General features: G+C 60.6%; 18 protein-coding genes and 1 pseudogene. 7 read left to right on the top strand and 12 right to left on the bottom strand.

Translation table 11 applies throughout. The features are described from left to right. The first annotated feature begins 39 nt into the window (after positions 1 to 39). The 3 genes from BA011_RS25495 to BA011_RS25485 all read left to right on the top strand — a co-directional run bounded on the left by BA011_RS25495 (position 40) and on the right by BA011_RS25485 (position 4,502). Positions 40 to 3,066 carry an alpha-mannosidase gene (locus tag BA011_RS25495; protein ID WP_065282822.1) on the top strand — a complete coding sequence of 1,009 codons (3,027 nt, stop codon included), beginning with the start codon at positions 40 to 42 and terminating at the stop codon, positions 3,064 to 3,066. A gap of 132 nt (positions 3,067 to 3,198) precedes the next feature. Then, positions 3,199 to 3,921 (top strand): antitoxin Xre/MbcA/ParS toxin-binding domain-containing protein, encoded by a 723-nt coding sequence (locus BA011_RS25490; RefSeq protein ID WP_065282821.1) that lies wholly within the window; start codon positions 3,199 to 3,201, stop codon positions 3,919 to 3,921. After that, complete coding sequence (locus BA011_RS25485) at positions 3,918 to 4,502, top strand: RES family NAD+ phosphorylase (protein ID WP_065282820.1); 585 nt, start codon at positions 3,918 to 3,920, stop codon at positions 4,500 to 4,502. The genes BA011_RS25490 and BA011_RS25485 overlap by 4 nt, the downstream gene beginning before the upstream one ends. A gap of 60 nt (positions 4,503 to 4,562) precedes the next feature. On the opposite strand, the pseudogene BA011_RS45245 reads toward BA011_RS25485, so the two are convergent. Both BA011_RS45245 and BA011_RS25475 read right to left on the bottom strand, forming a co-directional pair. Next, positions 4,563 to 4,896 (bottom strand): annotated as a pseudogene (locus BA011_RS45245) (LysR substrate-binding domain-containing protein); the annotation flags it as partial. Positions 4,897 to 4,969: 73 nt separating this feature from the next. Next, positions 4,970 to 5,608 (bottom strand): TetR/AcrR family transcriptional regulator, encoded by a 639-nt coding sequence (locus tag BA011_RS25475; RefSeq protein ID WP_065282818.1) that lies wholly within the window; start codon positions 5,606 to 5,608, stop codon positions 4,970 to 4,972. A gap of 200 nt (positions 5,609 to 5,808) precedes the next feature. Here BA011_RS25475 and BA011_RS25470 point away from each other — a divergent pair, with 200 nt between their 5' ends. Further along, positions 5,809 to 8,292, top strand: coding sequence for a beta-glucosidase (locus tag BA011_RS25470; RefSeq protein WP_065282817.1), 2,484 nt, complete (start codon positions 5,809 to 5,811; stop codon positions 8,290 to 8,292). A 77-nt stretch (positions 8,293 to 8,369) separates the two neighbouring features. Here BA011_RS25470 and BA011_RS25465 read toward each other — a convergent pair whose 3' ends face one another. Beyond that, positions 8,370 to 8,717, bottom strand: coding sequence for a hypothetical protein (locus BA011_RS25465; protein ID WP_065282816.1), 348 nt, complete (start codon positions 8,715 to 8,717; stop codon positions 8,370 to 8,372). Positions 8,718 to 8,972: 255 nt separating this feature from the next. On the opposite strand from BA011_RS25465, the gene BA011_RS25460 reads away from it, so the two are divergent. Beyond that, positions 8,973 to 9,443: an Hsp20 family protein gene (locus BA011_RS25460; RefSeq protein ID WP_065282815.1), complete on the top strand. Its 471-nt coding sequence runs from the start codon at positions 8,973 to 8,975 to the stop codon at positions 9,441 to 9,443. 318 nt (positions 9,444 to 9,761) lie between these two features. Here the strand turns inward: BA011_RS25460 and BA011_RS25455 are convergent, their stop codons facing one another. From BA011_RS25455 to BA011_RS25445, 3 genes are all read right to left on the bottom strand, one after another. Then, positions 9,762 to 10,298: an OmpA family protein gene (locus BA011_RS25455; protein WP_065283515.1), complete on the bottom strand. Its 537-nt coding sequence runs from the start codon at positions 10,296 to 10,298 to the stop codon at positions 9,762 to 9,764. Positions 10,299 to 10,312: 14 nt separating this feature from the next. After that, a complete protein-coding gene (locus BA011_RS25450) occupies positions 10,313 to 10,987 on the bottom strand; it encodes a L,D-transpeptidase (RefSeq protein WP_065282814.1) in 675 nt (224 codons plus the stop codon). Between the two features lie 164 nt (positions 10,988 to 11,151). Continuing rightward, on the bottom strand, positions 11,152 to 12,105 hold the full coding sequence (locus BA011_RS25445) for an alpha/beta fold hydrolase (RefSeq protein WP_065283514.1): 954 nt from the start codon (positions 12,103 to 12,105) through the stop codon (positions 11,152 to 11,154). Between the two features lie 142 nt (positions 12,106 to 12,247). Here BA011_RS25445 and BA011_RS25440 point away from each other — a divergent pair, with 142 nt between their 5' ends. Next, positions 12,248 to 13,297, top strand: coding sequence for an AI-2E family transporter (locus tag BA011_RS25440; RefSeq protein ID WP_065282813.1), 1,050 nt, complete (start codon positions 12,248 to 12,250; stop codon positions 13,295 to 13,297). 329 nt (positions 13,298 to 13,626) lie between these two features. Then, positions 13,627 to 14,052 carry a CBS domain-containing protein gene (locus tag BA011_RS25435; RefSeq protein ID WP_017957358.1) on the top strand — a complete coding sequence of 142 codons (426 nt, stop codon included), beginning with the start codon at positions 13,627 to 13,629 and terminating at the stop codon, positions 14,050 to 14,052. Positions 14,053 to 14,101: 49 nt separating this feature from the next. Here the strand turns inward: BA011_RS25435 and BA011_RS25430 are convergent, their stop codons facing one another. From BA011_RS25430 to BA011_RS25405, 6 genes are all read right to left on the bottom strand, one after another. Next, complete coding sequence (locus tag BA011_RS25430; RefSeq protein ID WP_065283513.1) at positions 14,102 to 15,106, bottom strand: ABC transporter ATP-binding protein; 1,005 nt, start codon at positions 15,104 to 15,106, stop codon at positions 14,102 to 14,104. Next, the gene (locus BA011_RS25425) at positions 15,106 to 16,083 is read right to left on the bottom strand and encodes an ABC transporter ATP-binding protein (RefSeq protein ID WP_065282812.1); all 978 of its coding nucleotides are present in this window, start codon (positions 16,081 to 16,083) and stop codon (positions 15,106 to 15,108) included. The genes BA011_RS25430 and BA011_RS25425 overlap by 1 nt, the downstream gene beginning before the upstream one ends. Continuing rightward, a complete protein-coding gene (locus BA011_RS25420) occupies positions 16,080 to 16,994 on the bottom strand; it encodes an ABC transporter permease (protein WP_065282811.1) in 915 nt (304 codons plus the stop codon). The genes BA011_RS25425 and BA011_RS25420 overlap by 4 nt, the downstream gene beginning before the upstream one ends. A 4-nt stretch (positions 16,995 to 16,998) precedes the next feature. Beyond that, entirely contained in the window at positions 16,999 to 17,973 is a 975-nt protein-coding gene (locus BA011_RS25415; RefSeq protein WP_065282810.1) for an ABC transporter permease, read from the bottom strand. Between the two features lie 132 nt (positions 17,974 to 18,105). Continuing rightward, a complete protein-coding gene (gene ggt, locus BA011_RS25410) occupies positions 18,106 to 19,716 on the bottom strand; it encodes a gamma-glutamyltransferase (protein WP_065282809.1) in 1,611 nt (536 codons plus the stop codon). Continuing rightward, positions 19,713 to 20,567 carry a hydrolase gene (locus BA011_RS25405; protein WP_065282808.1) on the bottom strand — a complete coding sequence of 285 codons (855 nt, stop codon included), beginning with the start codon at positions 20,565 to 20,567 and terminating at the stop codon, positions 19,713 to 19,715. The genes ggt and BA011_RS25405 overlap by 4 nt, the downstream gene beginning before the upstream one ends. Positions 20,568 to 20,715: the final 148 nt, after the last annotated feature.

Here is a 20,715-nt window from a genome sequence, read left to right as displayed (position 1 = left end):
TCCGGATCGTTCTCCGTCGATTTTTCAACAGGATAAGCCATGCCTCTGACCATTGCCCAGCGCCTCGATCGTCTCAAAGTTCGCATTGCCGAGTTGGCCCATTGGCGGGATCGACAAAGTGCTGCGATCGACGGCTGGACTTTCGAGGGCGAGCCGTTGGCACATCACCAGGACTGGCCGCACCGCCGCGGAGTCGTGCATTTTTCCGCGACCGCTGAAGCGCCGGAGGCGTGGCCTCTCGACGATATTCGCCTGCAGCTCGATCTCGGCGGCGAGAGCCTGATTACGCTGAACTATCCCGACGGCGAGACGGAAACATTCGGTCTTGATCCCCATCATCAGGAGTTCCCGGTGAAGGGCCGGCGCTTCTCGATCGCGACCGAAACCGTCGCCCGCTTTCCGTTCGGCGAGCCCAATCGAACGCCCAAGCTCAACAAGGCCCGGTTTATCTGGCTCGACGGTCCCGCTCACCGTCTGCATCTTCTGTTGAAGCAGGTTGCCGAGGCGATCGATGCGCTCAGCGAGCATGAAGTTGTGCCGCACCTGATGGATGCCGCCGAGCATGCCTTGCGCAGCCTCGACTGGCCGTCGGATACGGCAGCCTATATCTCCCGCACATCGAGCGCCGTCATGCAGCAGAAGATCTGGGAACTGCCGGAGCTTGAGGTTAATCCGGCAGGACTCACGGATGAGCAGAGCGGCTCGGCAGCCACGGCCTTCGAGGCTCTGACGGCGCGGTTGAAGGAGCTTCAGAAGCGCTTCCCGCCGAATGGAGAACTGCTGCTGACGGGCCATGCGCATATCGATCTCGCCTGGCTTTGGCCTTATCGCGAGACGCGGCGGAAAATGCGGCGCACCTTCAATACGGCGCTGTCGCTGATGGAACGCTCCGACGATTTCCGCTTCAATCAATCGACCGCCCATTATTACGCGCAGATGGAAGAGGAAGACCCGGAACTTCTCGAGCGCATCAAGAAGAAGGTCGCGGACGGAAAGTGGGAAACCGTCGGAGGCATGTGGGTTGAGCCCGACACCAACATGCCGACCGGCGAAAGCCTCGCCCGTCAGGTTCTCTATGGCCAGCGTTATTTCGAAAAGACCTTCGGCACACGCCATACGGTCTGCTGGCTGCCCGATTGCTTCGGCTTTTCAGGCGCGCTGCCGCAAATCCTGAGACAGGGCGGCATCGACAGCTTCTTCACGATCAAGGTCAATTGGAGCGAGACCAACCATATCCCCTCCGATCTCTTCTGGTGGAAGGGCCTCGATGGCAGCCGGGTGCTGACCCACACGTTCGACAATCCGATGCAGGGTTATAACGGCTTCGTGCAACCCGATTGCTACGTGCCGACATGGAAGAATTTCCGCGGCAAGACCCAGCACGATACTTCGCTGCTGGCTGTCGGTTACGGAGACGGCGGCGGGGGCGTCACGCCCGAGATGGTCGAGCGCGAAGTGCAGTTGCGCGATTTCCCGGCAATCCCGCAGGCGCGATGGGGCACCGTCAAAAGCTATTACGAGCAGGCCCACCGTACCGCATCGAAAAAGAACCTTCCGGTGTGGGATGGTGAAATCTATCTCGAACTGCACCGCGCCACGCTGACGTCGCAAAGCGGCGTCAAGCGCAAGCACCGCCAGGCCGAACGGGCGCTGATTACCGCCGAAACCATCGCTTCGCTGGCGCATATGCTCGGAGCAGACAGGCCGAAAAGCCTCGAAGCGGATTGGCGCGTTGTGCTGAAGAACGAGTTTCACGACATTCTGCCGGGCTCGAGCATCCGTGAAGTCTATCAGGATGCCGAGCAGGAACTGGACGGCGTCATCGAACATGCCAAGGCCGAACAGGTGGGGGGATTGCAAGCGCTGTCGGCCAAGCTGCCGAAGGGTGGGGTTGGCGATGCCCTCGTCGTCGTCAATCCGTCTCTTGCGCCGAGGCCGCTCAGCGCGACACTCTCCGATGGCACGGTCATCGCGGCCGCCGATCTCGTCGCGCCCTTGTCCGTCGCGGTCTTCGACAAGGGCTCGCTCAAGCCGGCGGGCGAGCTGAAGGCTGACCCCGAGCGTCTCGAAAACGACCACCTCGTCGTTGGCATCGGCAAGGACGGGGCGGTTGTAAGCCTCGTTCACAAGGCAACGGGCCGGGAAGCAGTCGACGGCTCGGCAAATCAGCTCTGGGTCTATCCGGCCGACAAGCCGCGCAACTGGGACGCCTGGGATATCGACGCGGATTATGCCGAAAAGGCCGTCCGCCTTGATGCGCCTGATAGTATCACCCTCGTTGATGACGGGCCGCACCGCGCGGCAATCCGCGTCGTTTACCGCTACCGGAATTCGAGTGTCACGCAGACCTATGTACTGACGGCCAACGCCAGGCGGCTCGACATTGAAACGACGATCGACTGGCATGACCGCCGCACCCTTCTACGCACCTTGAACCCGGTCGCCGCGCAGGCCCGCAAGGCGACGTTCGAATGCGCCTTCGGCATCGTCGAGCGGGCAACGCACACGAATACGTCCTGGGAGCAGGCGATGTTCGAGGCCGTTGCGCACCGCTTCGTCGATATCAGCGAGCCGGATTTCGGGGTCGCGCTGCTCAACAATGCCAAATACGGCCATAGCGCCCGCGGCAACGTGATCGGCATGAGCCTCGTGCGCGGGCCGATCTATCCGGATCCGCTCGCCGACGAAGGTGAGCAGAGCTTCACCTATGCGCTGATGCCGCATGAAGGCGCCTGGCATGAAGGCGGCGTTCTCGACGAGGCGATCGATCTCAACCAACCGCTCATCTCGGCAGAATCCAGCGGCCTCTCCGCCGGCACTTTCGCGCCTCTTGCGGTCACCGGCATCCCCGTCGCGTTCTCAGGCCTGAAGCCGGCGGAAGAGGGCGACGGCCTCATCCTGCGCCTCTACGAACCGGCCGGCCGGCGCGGTAGGCTCGCCCTCGACCCGCCGTCCGGATGGGCAGCATCGCAGCCGCTGAACATTCTGGAAGAGCCGATGGAGCGGAAAGGGCCCGCCGATATCATGCCGTTCGAAATCCGGACGTGGAAGCTGCAAAGAGCCTGATGTTCATTTCCGGGCACCGCGCCTCGCCACTTCGATGCCGCGGGGCGCTACGGACTCACCAGAAAATGAGACAAACTGGACAAATGGGTGATTTGAGACTATATCAGCTCCTGTAAGAATGGAGATTGTTTCATGGCTGGTTCCCATGTGCATTTGGATCGCGCTCGTCAGGCAAAGGTCGCCGATCGTGTTGCCGCCAAAGTCGCCGATGTGCTGAAAGCCGACGCTGCATTCGAGTCCGGCTCGGTTGCCCTGTCCGCCAGAATTGCGGGAGCGGCGGCCGCGGCCATTGTCGATCTTCCCGTTAGCGTGCGACGCGAACTCAGCAAGCGACAGGGCGAACTTGCCCGCCGCATTCGTGGTCTGGTGGAGACCTTCAGCGATGCACCTGATGGCGGCAAGATCGCGCTTGAAATTCCGAAGGCCGTGGAACCCTCCAAAGGAGAAGGGCTTGGGAAGATCGCCACGGCGGAGGAAGGCGAGCGATTGCTGGGCGAGCTTGCGGTTGCCCGCAAGCTCGAGGAATGGGCGGGGCCGGTCGCCGGCGCAAACGAACTCCAGCGCGATTTCGGAATAGCGCGCTCCACCCTCAATCGCTGGCAGCATGCCGGCGAGGTCATCGCACTGCTGAAAGGAACGAGGAAGCATGTCTATCCGATCGAACAATTCATCGACGGGCGTCCGGTAAAGGGCATTGGAACGATTGCCGCTCTCGTTTCCAATCAGCGGGTGGCATGGCTGTGGCTCAGCCAGCCGAACCCCATGCTGGGCGGGCGCAGACCCATAAACCTCTTGAAACAGGATCATGCGGACGAGGTCGTCGACGCGGCCAAGACCTATTTCGCCGCGCAATGACGCTCGACAAGGCCGTCCTGCAGCGCCTCGCCGTTCGCGCCGACGTCACCGACTATGTCAGAATCATCTCGCGCGCTCACGCCGCGACGCCTCTCGGTATGGGCTTCGGCAAGACGCGGTTTTCGAGCCCGAGGGATAAGTTCCGGTTGCTCTATCTCGCTCAGGATCCCGCGACGGCGATCGCCGAGACGATCGTTCGTGACCGGTTTCAAGGCAAGGCCGAGCGATTGATACTGCGGGAGGAGTTCGACCGCTATTCGATCGCCGTTATCCGAAACCCCAATCCGCTTTTCCTGCTGGACCTGCGCTATGAAGGCGCAAACCTGCTCGGGGTCTCGACAGATGCCATTCGAGCCAGAGCACAGACCAGCGGACGCCGGCTCAGTCAGGAAATCTACGATCGCACCGATTTTGACGGCATTCTCTACATGTCCCGGATTACCAACAAGCAGTGCGTTGCCATCTATGATCGCGCTACGGCCAGCATTGAGGCCGACAGCCCCGCATGGGATCTCATCCGCTTGTCCGCGCTCGGCCCGATACTCGATGCCTTGCACCTTACGGTCGTAGATAGGGAATGATGTCCCATCGGTGAGAAGGGCGCGCGGCGCTGTCGTGCTTCGGCATTCGGCCGATCTCGATCATCGCGACAAACTTGGCGCCGGCCGGAAAGCGTCGGGTCCGGCGGCAAAGTTTTTGACCACGAAATCCACGAAAGCGCGCACTTTCGGTGGCCAGACGAGCGAGAGCGCGCCGAACGGCATCGTCAAGGAGGTGAGGACGGGGACCAGAGTTCCGGCTCGCATGTGCGACTCTGCGACGTAGACCGGGCAAATGCGCGAGGCCGAGACCATCTTGGGCTAGCCGCAGCCCTGCATCCATATTGTTGAATGTAAGACTTCTCGGCAGAAGCAGCCGCTCGTATGGCTTGCTGGTCGGCCAAAGATATCCCGAAGCCGTAAACCGCATCATGATCTGGTTGGCCCGCTTTGACGGGTGCTAGATCTCTCTTCTAACGAGGCGTCGTCCGGAAGCCGCAAGCCGAAGCTCAACCGTCGAAACCAAGGCTCGCCAGCAGGCGGCTGATATAGGCTTCCAACCCGCCGACCATGTCGAAGCGGGTTGGATCGCGCAGCCAGAGCATCTGAAGCCCGTCCATCACGGCGATCAGCTCGGCTGCCATCGCCCGGCCATCGATCTTGCCGTCTATCGAGCCATCGGCGACGGCCTGTTCGAAGGTCGCGGCGATGTCATTCTGCAGCTGGGTGGCGCGATCGAGAAACCAGGCCTTGGCCGGGTGATCCTTCATCAGGCTTTCGGCATTCAGGATGGCGAAGGCCCTGATGACTTCGATCATGTCGGCGTTGCGGCGGAAGACCTCAACCATGCCATTGAGCAGGCCGCGGAGATCGGAACGATAGGGCCAGATGAAGCTTTCGCTTTCGAGATCGCGCTTGTCCAGAATGGCGAGCAGCAGATCGACCTTGGTCGGGAAATGGTGCAGCAGGCCGGGCAGCGACAGGCCGGCGTCGCGGGCAACATCCGCGATGGCGGCACTCTGGTAGCCGTCTTCGGCGAAGCGCCGCATCGCAGCCGTCAGGATCTCCGCGCGGCGCGCTTCGCCCTTGCGGGATCTGCGTCGTCGCTTTTCGTCGTGTCCGGTCTTCGATTCGAATAACTCTGCCATCGTCTCTCCCGTCGGTCTCCGGCGCTCTTTATCCATACATCAGGCTTCGCCAGTTGACATCTTAAAAATACCGAGTAATCGGTAGGTTTAAGAACTACCTTGCGTGCTGAGAAGTGCGCGTTTGCCGCCGGATGAGTTAGCACCGCGTATGCTCCGGCAATACTTCGCAGCACCCGAATGCCATTGAAGGGGAGGTTTGCATGATAGATTCCATTCTCGACAAGATGACGCTCGAGGAGCAGGTCTCCCTGCTGTCCGGCGCCGACTTCTGGACGACGGTTCCCGTCGAGCGTCTGGATGTGCCGAAGATCAAGGTGACGGACGGGCCGAATGGGGCTCGCGGCGCGGGCTCGCTGGTCGGCGGCGTCAAGGCGACCTGTTTTCCAGTCGCCATCGCGCTCGGCGCCACCTGGAATCCCGATCTCGTCGAGCGCATGGGTGTCGCGCTTGCCCACCAGGCAAAGAGCAAGGGTGCCGCCGTGCTGCTCGCGCCCACGGTGAATATCCATCGTTCCGGCCTCAACGGCCGAAATTTCGAATGTTATTCAGAGGATCCGATGCTGACCGCCGAACTCGCCGTCGCCTATATCAAGGGCGTGCAGAGCCAGGGGATTGCAGCGACGATCAAGCACTTCGCCGGCAACGAATCCGAGATCGAGCGGCAGACCATGTCTTCCGATATCGACGAGCGGACGCTCCGCGAAATCTACTTTCCGCCTTTCGAACAGGCTGTCAGGCGCGCCGGCGTGATGGCCGTCATGTCTTCCTATAACCGCCTCAACGGCACCTATACGAGCGAGCATGCGTGGCTGCTGACCACGGTGCTGCGCGAGGAATGGGGGTTCGACGGCATCGTCATGTCCGACTGGTTCGGTTCGCATTCGACGGCCGAGACGATCAATGCCGGTCTTGATCTCGAAATGCCCGGCCCGGCGCGCGATCGCGGCGAGAAGCTGGTTGCGGCCGTGCGTGAGGGCAAGGTCGAGGCGGCGACCGTGCGGACGGCGGCGCGGCGCATCCTGCTTCTGCTCGAGCGGGTCGGTGCGTTCGAGAAGAAGCCCGAACTCATGGAGCAGGCAGTCGATCTGCCGGAAGACCGGGCGCTGATCCGGCGTCTCGGCGCGGAAGGCGCAGTCCTTTTGAAGAACGATGGCATCCTGCCGCTTGCCAAAACGTCGCTCGACCGGATCGCCGTCATCGGACCCAATGCCGCGAGCGCGCGCGTCATGGGCGGCGGCAGCGCGCAGATCGCCGCCCATTACACAGTCAGCCCGCTCGAAGGCATTCGAGCAGCCCTTTCCAATGCCAACAGCGTCAGCCAGGCGGTCGGCTGCCGCCACAACCGCCTGATCGAGGTGTTCAAGGCAAAGATCACCGTCGAATATTTTAGAGGGCGGGGCTGCCGGGGCAATCCGCTTCATGTCGAGACCGTCGACAAGGGCGAGTTCTTCTGGTTCGAGCTGCCCTCAGGCGAACTCGACCCCACCAATTTCTCGGCGCGGATGACGATGCAATTCGTGCCGGAGGAGAGCGGCGATCATGTCTTCGGCATGACCAATGCCGGACTGGCGCGGCTTTTCGTCGATGGCAGGCTCACGGTCGACGGCCATGACGGCTGGACACGCGGCGAAAACTATTTCGGCACCGCCAATGACGAACAGCGCGGCACGGTGGCGCTCGATGCGGGCAAGGCCCATTCCGTCACCGTCGAATATGATCCGCCGGTGGCGAACGGAGAGGGGATCAACCTCACGGCCATTCGCTTCGGCGTCGAAAAGCCCTTGGGCGAGGCCGATATGCAGGAAGCCGTCGAGACGGCGCTGAATGCCGACGTGGCGCTTCTCTTCGTCGGCCGCGACGGCGAATGGGATACCGAGGGCTTGGACCTGCCCGACATGCGGCTTCCGGGCCGGCAGGAAGAGCTGATCGAGCGGGTTGCAGCCGTCAACGCCAACACCGTGGTCGTCCTGCAGACCGGCGGTCCGGCGGAAATGCCCTGGCTCGGCAAGGTTCGCGCCGTATTGCAGATCTGGTATCCCGGGCAGGAGCTGGGCAATGCCGTCGCTGATGTCCTCTTCGGCGACGTCGAGCCCGGTGGACGCCTGCCGCAGACATTCCCGAAAGCGCTTGCCGACAATTCCGCAATAACAGGCGATCCGGCCGTCTATCCCGGCAGGGACGGCCATGTGCGCTATGCCGAGGGCGTGTTCGTCGGCTACCGGCACCATGATACACGCGCCGTCGAGCCGCTCTTCCCCTTCGGTTTCGGCCTTGGCTATACGCGCTTCAGCTGGGGGGAGCCGCGCCTGTCGGCCAGCGACATGGGTGCCGAAGGCGTCACCGTCAGCGTCGATCTGACCAATATCGGCGACCGGGCCGGGTCGGAACTGGTCCAGCTGTATGTACGTTCGCCAAAGTCCAAGGTGGAGCGGCCTGACAAGGAACTGCGCGCCTTCGCAAAGGTTTCGCTGCTGCCCGGCGAAACAGGGACAGCCGTGATGAAGATCCTGCCGCGTGATCTCGCTTATTTCGACGTTGAGGCCGGCGCCTTCCGCGCCGAGCCCGGCGACTACCAGCTGGTCGTTGCGGCAAATGCCGCGGACATCAGGTTCATCATCGATCTGCCGTCACCGCTCGACACCCTGTTGCCGCCTGCATACGCACCGGCCAGCCTCATCAGGTAGCTCGCTGCCTCGACTATGCCGACTATTCGACCGACGAGGTGCGCGCTCGACAGGGCAATTTCGGGCGCGCCGATCTCTCAACTGAATTTCAACCGGCTTGGGCCCTGGACGTCGTCCAGGGAAGCGCGCGTCGCAGTCCTTTCCCGAGGTCCTTCGCCATCAAGGGCTTTGAGCGCGGCGAGGATGTCGGCATAACGCACCGGGGACGGTACGCCAGGCGGCCGCCGCAGTTCCGGAACGGACTCTACCGCATAGAGATCCGAAGCCCACGACGCCAGGATCGCTCTCTTCTCCTGTGCGGAAATGTCGGCGGCGAGAACTTCGTTCGGAGAGGTGAAATGGAGATGGGGATGAAGAATGAGCGAGGCGGAGATCGCCTCGATAACGCTATCCGGAGGCGTCGTGCTGGTGCTTTTGCCGGTCATGAACTTCTCCCAAAAATTTCCACACAAAGCGAAGAACATCTTCAGGCACCATTCGATTTAGGTGAAGGAAAACAGCGTTCAAGAGGCTTACAGCCGGCCTCGAGCTTCGGCCAAAAATTTTTTTAGATGTCCTCTTGAATCGAAAAACGCTCGAAACCAGATCATTTTCGTCGACAGCGCAAAGGCGGGTCGACCAGACCGGGGACGCGTTTTGGACGCGTCTCCATTCCATGTTGCTTTACGGAGGATATGGCTATGAGAAACGAACTTGACTTCGCACCCCTTTACCGGTCCAGCATCGGCTTCGACCGGGTCTTCAACCTCTTAAACAATGCGCAGCGGCTGCAGGCGATCGAGACCTGGCCGCCCTATGACATCGTCAAGACGAGCGAAGACGACTATCGTATCCAGATGGCAATCGCCGGTTTCGCCGAGGCCGATCTGGAGATCACCCAGGAGCGGAACGTGCTCGTGGTGAAAGGCCAGAAGGCCGAAGGGAAGGATGGCGAATATCTGCATCGCGGCATTGCCGGGCGCGCGTTTGAACGTCGCTTCGAACTCGCGGACCACGTCAGGGTCGAGAATGCCTCCCTGACGAACGGTATTCTCTCGATCGCGCTGAAGCGTGAGGTGCCGGAAGCCATGAAGCCGCGCAAAATCGCCATTGGAGACGGCTCCTTTCAGCAGGCGCCTCTTCAGATCGAAGCCGAGCGCCAGGTGGCTTAAGGAGGGCTTCTCGATGAAGTCCCGGAAAAAGCCGTTCACGGTCGAAATCAGGAAACGCCGCGGGGCAAGTGCAAAGGACGCAGGAAAGCGTGTGCTCTCGAAGCTTCTTGACAAGGCCCGCTCGGGAGCCTCGGTTCCGGTAGCGCGATCCTGAATTGAGTTGCATGCAAGGAGGGCCGGCTTGGTGGCCGGCCCTTTGTCCGACGGACCGCCATAATGGCTTCGCCGCATCCCCCGCAAATGCCCCCTAAGCGACGTCGTCTTGCCGCGGATTACGTGGCTTCATCCCCTTTTGCACAAGGGGCTTTCGCGAAGAGATCAGACGGCGTCGGGCTGCTTGCGGAGATTGGAGACGACGCGCCGGTTCTGCACTTTGCAGGAGCGCTCCGTGCAATCGCGGACTTCGCGCTCGTTCCCGTAACCCTTGGCCCACATCCGCTTCGCGTCCACGCCCTTTGAGATAAGATAAGCCATTGCCGCGTCGGCACGCTTCTGCGACAGCGTCTCCATGTTGGAGGCGGACCCTGAATCGTCGGCGAATCCTTGCAGCTTGAGCATCCAGGTCGGGTTGTTGTTGAGCCAGCTGGCTTGTTTGTCCAACGTCGCCATGGCGACGGAATCGAGCTTGGCAGAGTCCTGCGTAAAATAGATCCGTCTGCCGACATTCAGGATAAAATCTTCCCCGCTGCCAGCCGCGACGTTTTCGAAACCAGGCGCCGGATCGTTCGTCTGGCCGGTCATTGGCACCGCCGCAGGTTCTTCCAGCGAGGCGAGTTCGGTGGTGGAGCAGGCGGCAAGCGCCAAGAGCATTGTCGCGGCGAGAAGGCGCCTGGTAAATCCGGTCGCAATAGAGATCAAGGTGATATTCCTTATTCGGCCGGGGTTGTCTGGCTGACCTGAGTGGCGCTTTCAGCCTGGTCTGCGATATGCGGCAGAACCTGCACCGCAGTGCCGATCGGGCAACGCTGGTAAAGATCGATGGCGTCTTCGTTGAACATGCGGATACAGCCGCTGGAGGCATCCTTGCCGATGCTCCACGGCTCCAGCGTGCCGTGGAAGCGATAGCCGGTATCGACGCCGTCGCGATGCAGGTACATGGCGCGGGGACCGAGTGGATTTTTCGGTGAACCTCCCGCCACAAATTCGGGCAGTTCCGGATGGCGCTTGCGCATCTCCGGCGGCGGCGTCCAACGCGGCCACAGCGATTTGCTGTCGATCGTGGCACGGCCAAACCATTTGAAGCCCTCGCGACCGACGCCGACGCCGTAGCGGATCGCCGTCTTGTTCTCCATGATCACGTAGAGAAAATGGTGCCTCGTGTCGACGACGACGGTGCCGATCGGCTCGCTGCTGAAATATTTGACAACCTGGCGGTGCCACTGTCTGTCGATCTTGGCGAAGTTGGTCCTTCGAAACGTCACACCATTGTCGACGGTAGTGCCGTCGAAATAGGAAGACGCCGCGGCAAATACCGGTTTCCGGACTGCACCGGCGCCAAGTAACGCCAAACCACCCAGCACAATATTTCTGCGAGTCCACGGCATCGGCAATATCCCCCTTAAAGCCAAGCAGCGAAGCGTCAGTAAATCAGATTTTTCATTTGCCACAACAGAAAAATCATCTCCTCCCTAACGGCGGAGATTGGGTCACGGGCCTCCTGTGTCTGGCATTGCCCCATCGTGACTCTGGAATGCCGCGGCGCTTCGAGTTAAAGGGTCGGGCATTCATCTCCTCTGAAGATCGCATGTACTCTTTCCGCAACCGCCTGCGAGCCGATGGTCCTCACACGCGGCAGTTCCGTTTCTTCGAATGCCTCCACAAGATCACAAAGCATCTCTCGCGCCACGCCAGGGACCACATGATGGGGCAAATGCCCGACACCTTCCAGCAATCTGACGATCGGCCCCGGATGCTTCCTGCAAAGCCAATCAATATGCCAGTTTGGTGAAATCACGCGGTCCGCCATCCCGAAGAGAACGTGCAGGGGAAGATCGCCAGGCAGATCCGGAAGTCGCTCCATGTCTCGGTTGAAGGCGCGCAACTCGTCGGCCATCGTGCGGATGGTAATGGGATTGACCACGTGAGAGGCCGGCAGATCCGAGAGATGAGAAGGCAGGGGATTGGGAAAAGAGGACGACCTCAGACCTCGATCGAGAAAGAATGCGGGCCACCGGCCAATGACGTGCTGGCGGATCAACGGCCCGACCACCGGAGCGACCGCCGATCTAAGCACAATCAACGGCTTCGATGGCACAGGCGCGCAACATGGGGAAATGAGAAGAAGTCCCCTGACGAGGTCTGGTCTTCTTGCAGCAAGGTGTAACGCCGCTGCGCTGCCGATCGAGTGCGCGACGATCCTCACCTCCGGCAGGTCAAGAGACGCGAGAAGGCGTTCAAGCCAGAAGGACTGTCCCTCAGGTCCACGCTCAGCCGGGGCAGGCGGCGTGCTCCGTCCATAGCCAGGCCGGTCGGGTGCAATGATCCGGAAATCGCTGTTGTCGAAGGGAAGCAAAATTTCCTGCGCAAGACTGCCGCAGCCATGCAGGAGGAGGACTGGAATGCCATGTGGGTTGCCACCGTCAAGGATGTGAACATCCTGATCTTCAACGTGAATTGTTGTTCCGAGTGTCGGCTGGACTGGCTTCACTAACATGAGCCGCATAACTAAGATCGGAAGAAGAAGTTCCGGCCGGTTGCGGGACGGCGCCTGCGGCATCGAGCCGTTAGAGTAGGATGGAAGGGAGGCCCAGCGCTGCCGCCTTATCTGTGCTACCATCATCGCGGTCTCGAAGCGGAAAGATCGAATGCTCCTTCAGCGTGTCAGTTTCTATGTGCTTCTGGTCCTCGTGACCATTGCGTTCGTCGCCGTCGTGCTACCGTTCTATTCGGCGATATTCTGGGCAGTCGTCCTCGCCATCATCTTCTTCCCGCTTCACGCCCGTATAGAGGCTCGGCTGGGTGGGCGGGGAAACCTTGCTGCAGCGCTCTCTGTGTTGATCTGTCTCTGCGTCGTTATCATTCCCGGGCTGATCGTCCTCAGTTCACTCGTCCAGCAGGGCAACCATCTCTACCAACGTATGGACACTGGCGAGATCGACGTCCGGAGCTTTATTCATAATCTGCAGGAAGCATTGCCCTTGTTCCTCCGCGACTGGCTCCGGAGCATCGAGGTGAACGGCGTCGATACGTTTCAGGACCGCGTCTCCTCGGCATTGATGCAGGGCGGCGGTTTTTTTGCCGGACGCGCCTTGAGCCTCGGTCAGAACACCCTGCGGTTCTTCGTCACCTTCGGCGTGATGCTCTATATCCTGTTCTTCATGTTCCGGGATGGGCGCGCCCTTGCCCGCGCCATCAGAAGAGCGCTGCCTCTCAGCGATGCCCATACCCTTCGCTTCACCTCCAAATTCACTTCGGTCGTTCACGCGACCGTGCGAGGCAATATTATCATCGCCATCATCCAGGGTTCGATCGGCGGCATCGCCTTCTGGGCCCTCGGCGTCGAGCCAGCCCTGCTGTGGGGCGTACTGATGAGCTTCCTGTCGCTGCTGCCTGCGGTCGGCGCCGCATTGATCTGGGTCCCCACGGCCATTTACCTGGCCCTGGCCGGTTTTTGGGTGAAGGCGATTGTGCTGGTTGCGGTCGGCGCCCTCGTCATCGGTCTTGTCGATAATCTTCTGCGGCCGCGCCTGGTCGGCAGGGAGACCAAGCTTCCCGATTATGTTGTCCTCATTTCCACCATTGGCGGCATTTCTCTACTAGGCATCAATGGTTTCGTGATCGGGCCGCTGATAGCCGCTCTCTTCATCGCCGCTTGGGGGATATTCGTGGAGGAGGAGGGCACGTCGGATTCCTGACGATGCGGCCGGAGCAATTAACGATGGCTTCCGGAACTTTCGTCTCCCTGGCTGGTTTGATAGATTCGAACCATCATCATGTTCAATCGACGCCACCGTAAGGTCGGTTTCGGGGCCCATGTTACTATAGTGATCCGAGCAAGGTGCGGAAAGTGCGCCACGGACTGCCGGCAGAAGTCCAGGCCCTCTGGTCGGATCCTGATAAGCCCCGTTGAAGATGGGTCGAGGAGTGACCAGGAGGAGCGGGCATAAATGGAGCCGCCTCCTTTCGGAACGACTCTCACCGCAACGTTTGACGTTCCGCTAACCGCACAACAGGAGGAAAGACCATGAAAGTGTCAGAGATCATGTCGCGCGATGTAGAAATCGCCAACCCAAATCAGACTATAGCCGAAATCGCGAGATGCATGGCCGACAGGCAGATCGGCTTCCTGCCGGTCGGCGACAACGACCGGCTCGTCGGAACCATCACCGACCGCGATCTCGTCGTGCGCGGGCTTGCCGACGGATTAGGGGGCGATGCAAAGGTGCGCGAAGTCATGTCGCGCGATGTCAAATATTGTTTCGAAGACGAAGATGTCGACGACGTGACCCGCAATATGGGGCAGGTCCAGGTCCGCCGCCTTCCCGTCGTCAATCGTGACAAACGCCTTACTGGCGTCATCTCGCTCGGCGATGCGTCCCTGGCGGACACCGCCGCCGCCGGAGCCGGATTGAAAAAAGTTTCCCGTCCGGGCGGCGCTCATGCACATTAGAACAGGGATGATTTTGGCCTGAAGCAATCAGCGATCCTATCGCTTGAGATCATTCATCGTTGAGGTGGCAAGCCGACAAGTGCCCCGGTGCAATCTCCTTTTTCACCGGCACTTCCACATGACAGCGGTCCATCGCAAACGGGCATCGCGGATGGAAGTGACAGCCTTTCGGCGGGTTTATCGGGCTGGGCAGTTCGCCATCGACGGGCTTGAACTGTCGCTTGCCGGGTTCGATGCGCGGCACCTCGGCCAAGAGCGCCTTCGTATAAGGATGATTGGGCCGCCTGAAAACCTCCTCGACGGGCGCCTCTTCGACGATGCGACCGAGATACATGATCGCAACGCGGTCGGAAATATGTTCCACGACGCCGAGATCATGGCTGACGAACAAATAGGTCAGGTCGAGCTTGTCACGAAGTTCCATGAACAGGTTGATGACCTGGGCCTGGATGGAAACGTCGAGTGCGGCGACGCTTTCGTCACAGACGAGGAATTTCGGCTGGACGGCAAGCGCACGCGCAATATTGACGCGTTGCCGCTGGCCACCGGAAAACTGGTGCGGGTACCGCTTTTTCATGGCCGGGTCGAAACCGGCCAGCATCAAATATCTGTCGACATAGGCGTCGCGTTCCGTCGAGCGGGCAAGCCCATGTGTTCGAGGCGCCTCCCAGATAAGCTCCTCGACGGTCATGCGCGGATTGAGAGCCGCCATCGGATTCTGGAAAATCATCTGGCTGGCGAGACCAAACTGATGCTGCTCGCCTTTCGACATGGCGCTTCGATCCATTCCCTTCCAGAGAATCTGGCCCTGGCTCGGCGAGGTGATCCCTGCAATGGCGCGGCCGAGCGTCGACTTCCCGCAGCCGCTTTCACCGACGAGGCCGACAACCTCTCCGGGCCGAATGCTGAGGCTGACATTATCAAGCGCGTGAACGACAGGCGCCGGTTTGGCCAGTTTGAGCTTGAGCGCGATCTTGGCGGCGAGATCGGGCTTGGCTCCGAAGCGCTGCGACACGTTCCTCGCTTCGATCAGGGGCGCGGCGGTCGCCGTCATCATGCTACCTCTTTCGTTACGGGATGAATGCAGCGGAACGAGCGATCGCCTTCCGGCACGAGCGCCGGCATGACCAGACAGCCGTCGGTTGCCCGATCACAGCGCGTACGAAAACTGCACCCCTGTGGGAGCCGGTTGATGGCCGGCGTCATGCCGCGGATCTGGTGAAGGGGTTCTCCGCGTCTGTTTTGCGAAGGCACCGACGCGATCAGGCCGGCGGTGTAGGGATGGTGAGGATCGGTCAGAACCTTGCCCACCGGTCCGGTCTCGACGAGGCGGCCGGCATACATGACGGCGATCTCGTCGGCCAATCGTGAAACGATCGCCAGATCGTGGGTGATCCAGATCACCGCCGTATTTCCCTCTTCGGTGAGCTTCTGGAATTCGGAAATGATCTGGCTCTGGATCGTCACATCCAGCGCTGTTGTCGGTTCATCGGCGATGATAAGGTCCGGCTTGTGAAGAAGCGCGATGGCAATCGCCACGCGCTGGCGCATTCCGCCGGAAAACTGATGCGGATAGGCGGCAAGTCTTTCTTCAGGGCTTGGTATTCCGACCAGCGCCAAAGCATCCCGCGCCCGCTGCCGGGCGGCATCCTTCGAGACTCGCTCGTGTGCCTGGACGGCTTCCACCATCTGCGTCCCGACCGTCAGGACCGGATTGAGCGTCATCATCGGATCCTGGAATACCATGGCGATCCGCTTGCCGCGCAGCTGCCGCATCTCTTCATCCGAATATTTCGCGATGTCGGCGCCGTCGAAGATGACCCTGCCGCCGACAACCCGGCCGGGCTTATCGAGGAGCCGCATGATCGAGAAGCCGGTCACCGACTTTCCGGATCCGGATTCTCCCACAAGACCAAGGACCTTGCCGCGCTCCACCGTGAACGACACATCATTGACGGCGCAAAGGCTGGGGCGGCCCCTGCCGCTGCCGAATTCTGTGACGAGATTGCTCACTTGCAGCAATGGGGTCATGACATGTTCCTCGGGTTGAGGACATCGCGCAGCCGGTCGCCGACGAGATTGATCGCCGCGATCGTGACCAGAAGGGCAATGCCGGGAAAGAAGCTGATCCAGTAGAGGCCCGTCAGAAGATACTGGTAGCCCGTCGAGATCAGCATGCCGAGCGAGGGTTCGGTCACAGATGCACCGAGGCCGAGGAAGGACAAGGTTGCTTCCAGACCGATTGCCCGGGCGATCTGCATGGTGGCGATGACGATGACCGGCGCAAGACAGTTCGGCAGCAGGTGCCTGAAGAGGATGCGCCATCCAGGCAGGCGCAGCATCCGGGCCGCCTCGATATATTCCTTCTCGCGCTCGACCAGAGCGGTGCCGCGGACCGTTCGGGCATAGGTCGCCCACTCGGCGATGATCAGTGCGATCACGACATTGGGCACGCCCTTGCCGAGCACGGCGAGCATCATGAGCGCCATCAAGATGGTGGGAAACGACAGCTGCAGGTCAACGAGCCGCATCATCGCGGTTTCCGTGCGCCCTCCCATGTAAGCGGCGAACAGTCCGGCTGAGGTTCCGATGATGGCAGCGGCGAAAGCCGACAGAATGCCCACCAGCAAAGAGGTGCGCAGGCCATAGAGGATGCCTGACAGGATATCGCGGCCCTGGCTGTCGGTACCGAGGTGGTAGACAAGCCCGGTCATGGATTCGGACCCCGGCGGCAGTCGTCCATCCATGATGTCGAGCTGCATCAAATCATAGGGATTTTGCGGAGAGATCCATGGCGCGAAGAGCGCCAGGCTACAGATGATCACCAGCGTGAGGAAGGCGATCGCGGCTGCCGGAGAGCTGAAGAAATCCGCGATCCCTTTCGACAGACGACTGGGTTCGGGCGTTGGAGCGCTTGTGTCTTGCGTTTGTGGTTCGGCCATGGGGTCAAGCCTTTCCTTCCAGCCGGACCCGCGGATCCAGAAGGGTATAACAGATATCGATGATGAAGTTGAGAACGACGAAGAGCAGCACCATCATCATCAGGTAGGCGACGATGACGGGGCGATCGAGAAGGTTGATCGAGTCGATGATGAGCTTGCCCATGCCCGGCCACGCAAAGATGCTTTCGGTGACGACCGAAAAGGCGATCAGTGAGCCGAACTCGAGACCGATGATGGTCACCACCGGGATCATCAGGTTCTTGAGAACGTGCACGGAAATGATCCGCCGCTCTCGCAATCCCTTGGCGCGGGCAAACTTCACATAGTCTTGGGGAAGGACCTCCTGCACGCCGGCGCGGGTCAGCCGAAGAATGAGCGACGTCTTGAACAGAGCCAGGTTGAAGGCCGGCAATAGAAGATGCCGGATGCCGTCCCCGGTCAGAAACGACCATTGTGCGCCAAGCAGCTCCCGCGTTGGGCCGCGGCCATTCGTCGGCAACCAGCCGAGCTCGACGGAAAATACCATGATCAGCATGAGGCCGACCCAGAAGGTCGGAAGCGAGAAGCCTAGAATCGAGCCGCTCATGATCAGCTTGGAGGAAATCCGATTGGGGTAGAGCCCGGCATATAGTCCAAGCGGCAGGCCGAACAGCAGCGCGATGCCGAGAGCCGTGATCGCCAGTTCGAGCGTTGCCGGGAGACGTTCGAGGATCAGACCGAGCGCCGGCCGGCCATAAACGAAGCTGTTGCCGAAATCCCCGTGCAGAAGCCCTTGGAGAAACAGCAGATATTGTTTCCACAGCGGCTGATCCAGACCGTAATGCGCGATAACGAGTGCCCGCTCCGCCTGATTGGCGTCCGGGTTGATCAGGATGTCGACCGGATTGCCGATCACATTGACGCCGATGAAGACAATGATCGTCATCGCGACAATGACGAACAGCGCTTGTATCAACCGCCTGATAATGGATGTGACCATTTGAGCCTCTCCCTACAGCGCCGCGCGTCTTTTTCGAGAACCGCAAAGGACGCTGTAACATTTTGAATCGACGTCTTTGTTTTTACGCATGTCGTTGTCGCAAAGCCGCTTCGCACTTTTGCGCGACATGCTTTAGCCGACGGAGATCGCCATCCCATCGCGCTGTGGATCGGCCGCGCCTTTCGAGATGCCGCCGTCAATCTTGATCGCGTGGACTGCGGCGAACGCATATGTCTGCGGCGACCGCGCCACTTGATAGCCCTGCGCCCGCAGCTCGTCTTCGACAGAGTGTCGAATGCGGTTGCAGATGTCGATCGTGTTTGACACCCCTACAATCCTTGGCGCCGAGACGGCTTCGAGCACGGACATGTCGAAATCGATCATGTTCATCAGGCATTGCGCAACGGCCGGCGCGATATAGCTGCCGCCTGGCGCTCCGATGACGATGCTGGGCTCGTCGCCCTTGAAGACGATCGTCGGTGCCGCCGAGCTGGGACGCCGCTTGCCGGGCGCGATGGAGCCGGGCTTGCCCGGAAGCGGATTAAAGCGGCTCATCGTGCCATTGTACATGAAGCCGAGGCCATCGGTGATCGCGCCCGAGGGACTGCCGAGGGTATGGGTCATCGCGACGGCATTGCCGTCCTTGTCGATCACCGAGATATGGGTGGTGTCGCGCTGCGAGCCATCAAGACGCGAAACACTGGCGATCTCACCCGCCTTGATCGCGCCGGCATGCGCCTTTGCATGCTCTTTCGACAGCAGCTTTGCATAGGGTACGTCGACATAGGCGGGATCGCCCATATGCGCGTCCTTGTCGATCGTCATCCGCTTCATGGCTTCGAACAGGATGCGCACATGTTCGGCGCTGCCATGCTGCAGCGAGCCGACGTCGAACTGCTCCATGATATGCAGGAGTTCCAGCATCGGGAAGCCCGAGCCTGGCGGAGGTGAGGTGGCGATGCGGTTGTCGCGGTAGTCGCCCCAAACGGGCTCTACCTTCGACAATTCGTAACGCGCCAGATCCTCCCCATCGATCAAGCCGCCATTTGCCTTGAAATCGCCGGCGATCTGTTCGGCCAGTTCGCCGTGATAGAAGATGTCCGAGCCGCCGCTTCGCGCGATGCGTTCGAGGGTTTCTGCCAAATCCTTGTTGACGAGCAGATCGCCGACGTTCTTGAGCGTGCCGTCGTCGTGGAAATAGACTTTCCGGCCCGTTTCAGAAAAGCGCAGCTTGTCGAGCGTGTTGGCAAAACCGTCATTCGACTGGTCCTTTGCCCAATACCAGTGCATGTGGTTTCGGATCATGAAACCGTTGCGGGCAAGGCGGATAGCCGGCTTGATGAGATCGGCCCAATCGAAGGTGCCGTAGTCGCGCAGCGCAGCCTCATAACCTTTGAGCGAGCCGGGGGTGCAGACAGCAAGGTAGCCGATATCGGAAATATTGCCTTCAAGCACATAGCCGAAGCCATCGCGGCTTTGGTGCTTGATCTTGTCGAGCCACATGTCCGGCGCGGCCTTCAACGGCGCGCGCGCATAAAATTCGAGGATCTCGTGCACGCCCTTTTTCGGCATGTAGACATGCATGGAGCCGAAGCCGCCGATGCCGGCCATCTGCGGGTCGACCACGCCCTGGACGAAAGCACAGGCGAGTGCTGCGTCGACGGCATTGCCGCCGCGTTCGAGAACTTCCGCGCCGGCTTCGACTGCCTCCGGCTGAGGCGCCACGATCGTTGCATTTCTCATTTCGCGCGCCGCTCCTCGAGCACCTTTGCCAGGAAGGCCTTGACGTGACCGAGAACTTTCATCCGGTCGTGGGAGACGCCCGGAACACGATCGAACGTCACGTCGACACCCGCTTTGCGGAATGAGCTCGCTAGGGCAGCAAGGCGTTCGGGCCGCGTTTTGCCGGCGTCGTTTGCGCCATCCATATAATATTTGCCGCCCGGCTTGTGGGTGATTTCCCAGGTCTCCAGATCGGCGTCCCCGACGATCATGTGCACCGGCACCTTGGCGAGATCTTCGGGCCGGAAGGACTTGCCGAAGCGCGCTTCCAGATCCCGAATGCCGACCCACCAGTCACGCGTCGGATCCAGAAGGGTGACGGAACCAGGTGCGCCGATCGATGCAGCCCAGAGCTTTTCCGGATGCAGGATGGTGAAACGATGCACGAAATGCCCGCCGCCGGAGAAGCCGAACATGGCGAATTTGGACCAGTCCTGGCGGTATTTGTCGGCCATCTCCGCGACCATGGCGAGGACGACCTCATCGTAGCGGATGTCGCCCTCCTCAAGAAACTTGTAGCCGGAACGGGCGCCATCGCCGAGAACGCCAACCGGGAAGATCGGGCAAAGGATGGCGCAGTCGTTGTAGAGCCCGAATTCGGCAAAACCGTCGCGGAAGTCGATTGCCGACGTGCGCCCGGTGCCGTGGACCGCGACCAGGAGGTCGAGCTTGCGGCCGTCTGCCGCCGTCGGCGGCACATAAAGCACTATATGGAGGCGGGGATCGGCCTGAGAGGCGAAGATGGCCGTCTGGCCATAGTCATAGATGGCCTTCGCCCGGGCGACGGCTTCGCCCGTTCCAAGTTCCTGCATGAATGTCTCCTGGGAGATGAAGAAAGGGACGGCCCTGGTGCAGCCCCATGCTGCTGTTCTTAAACCGCGTCGCATCGAATGGATCCATGCGACGCACTTCAAGTCTTTACTGGATGCCTGGTGCCCAAAACTGCTGCGCGCTTTTGGG

This window comes from Rhizobium leguminosarum, from assembly GCF_001679785.1.
GTDB lineage: Bacteria > Pseudomonadota > Alphaproteobacteria > Rhizobiales > Rhizobiaceae > Rhizobium > Rhizobium leguminosarum_R.
Note: the sequence above shows the minus strand (reverse complement) of the source record. Positions and strands in the feature narration are given on the sequence as shown.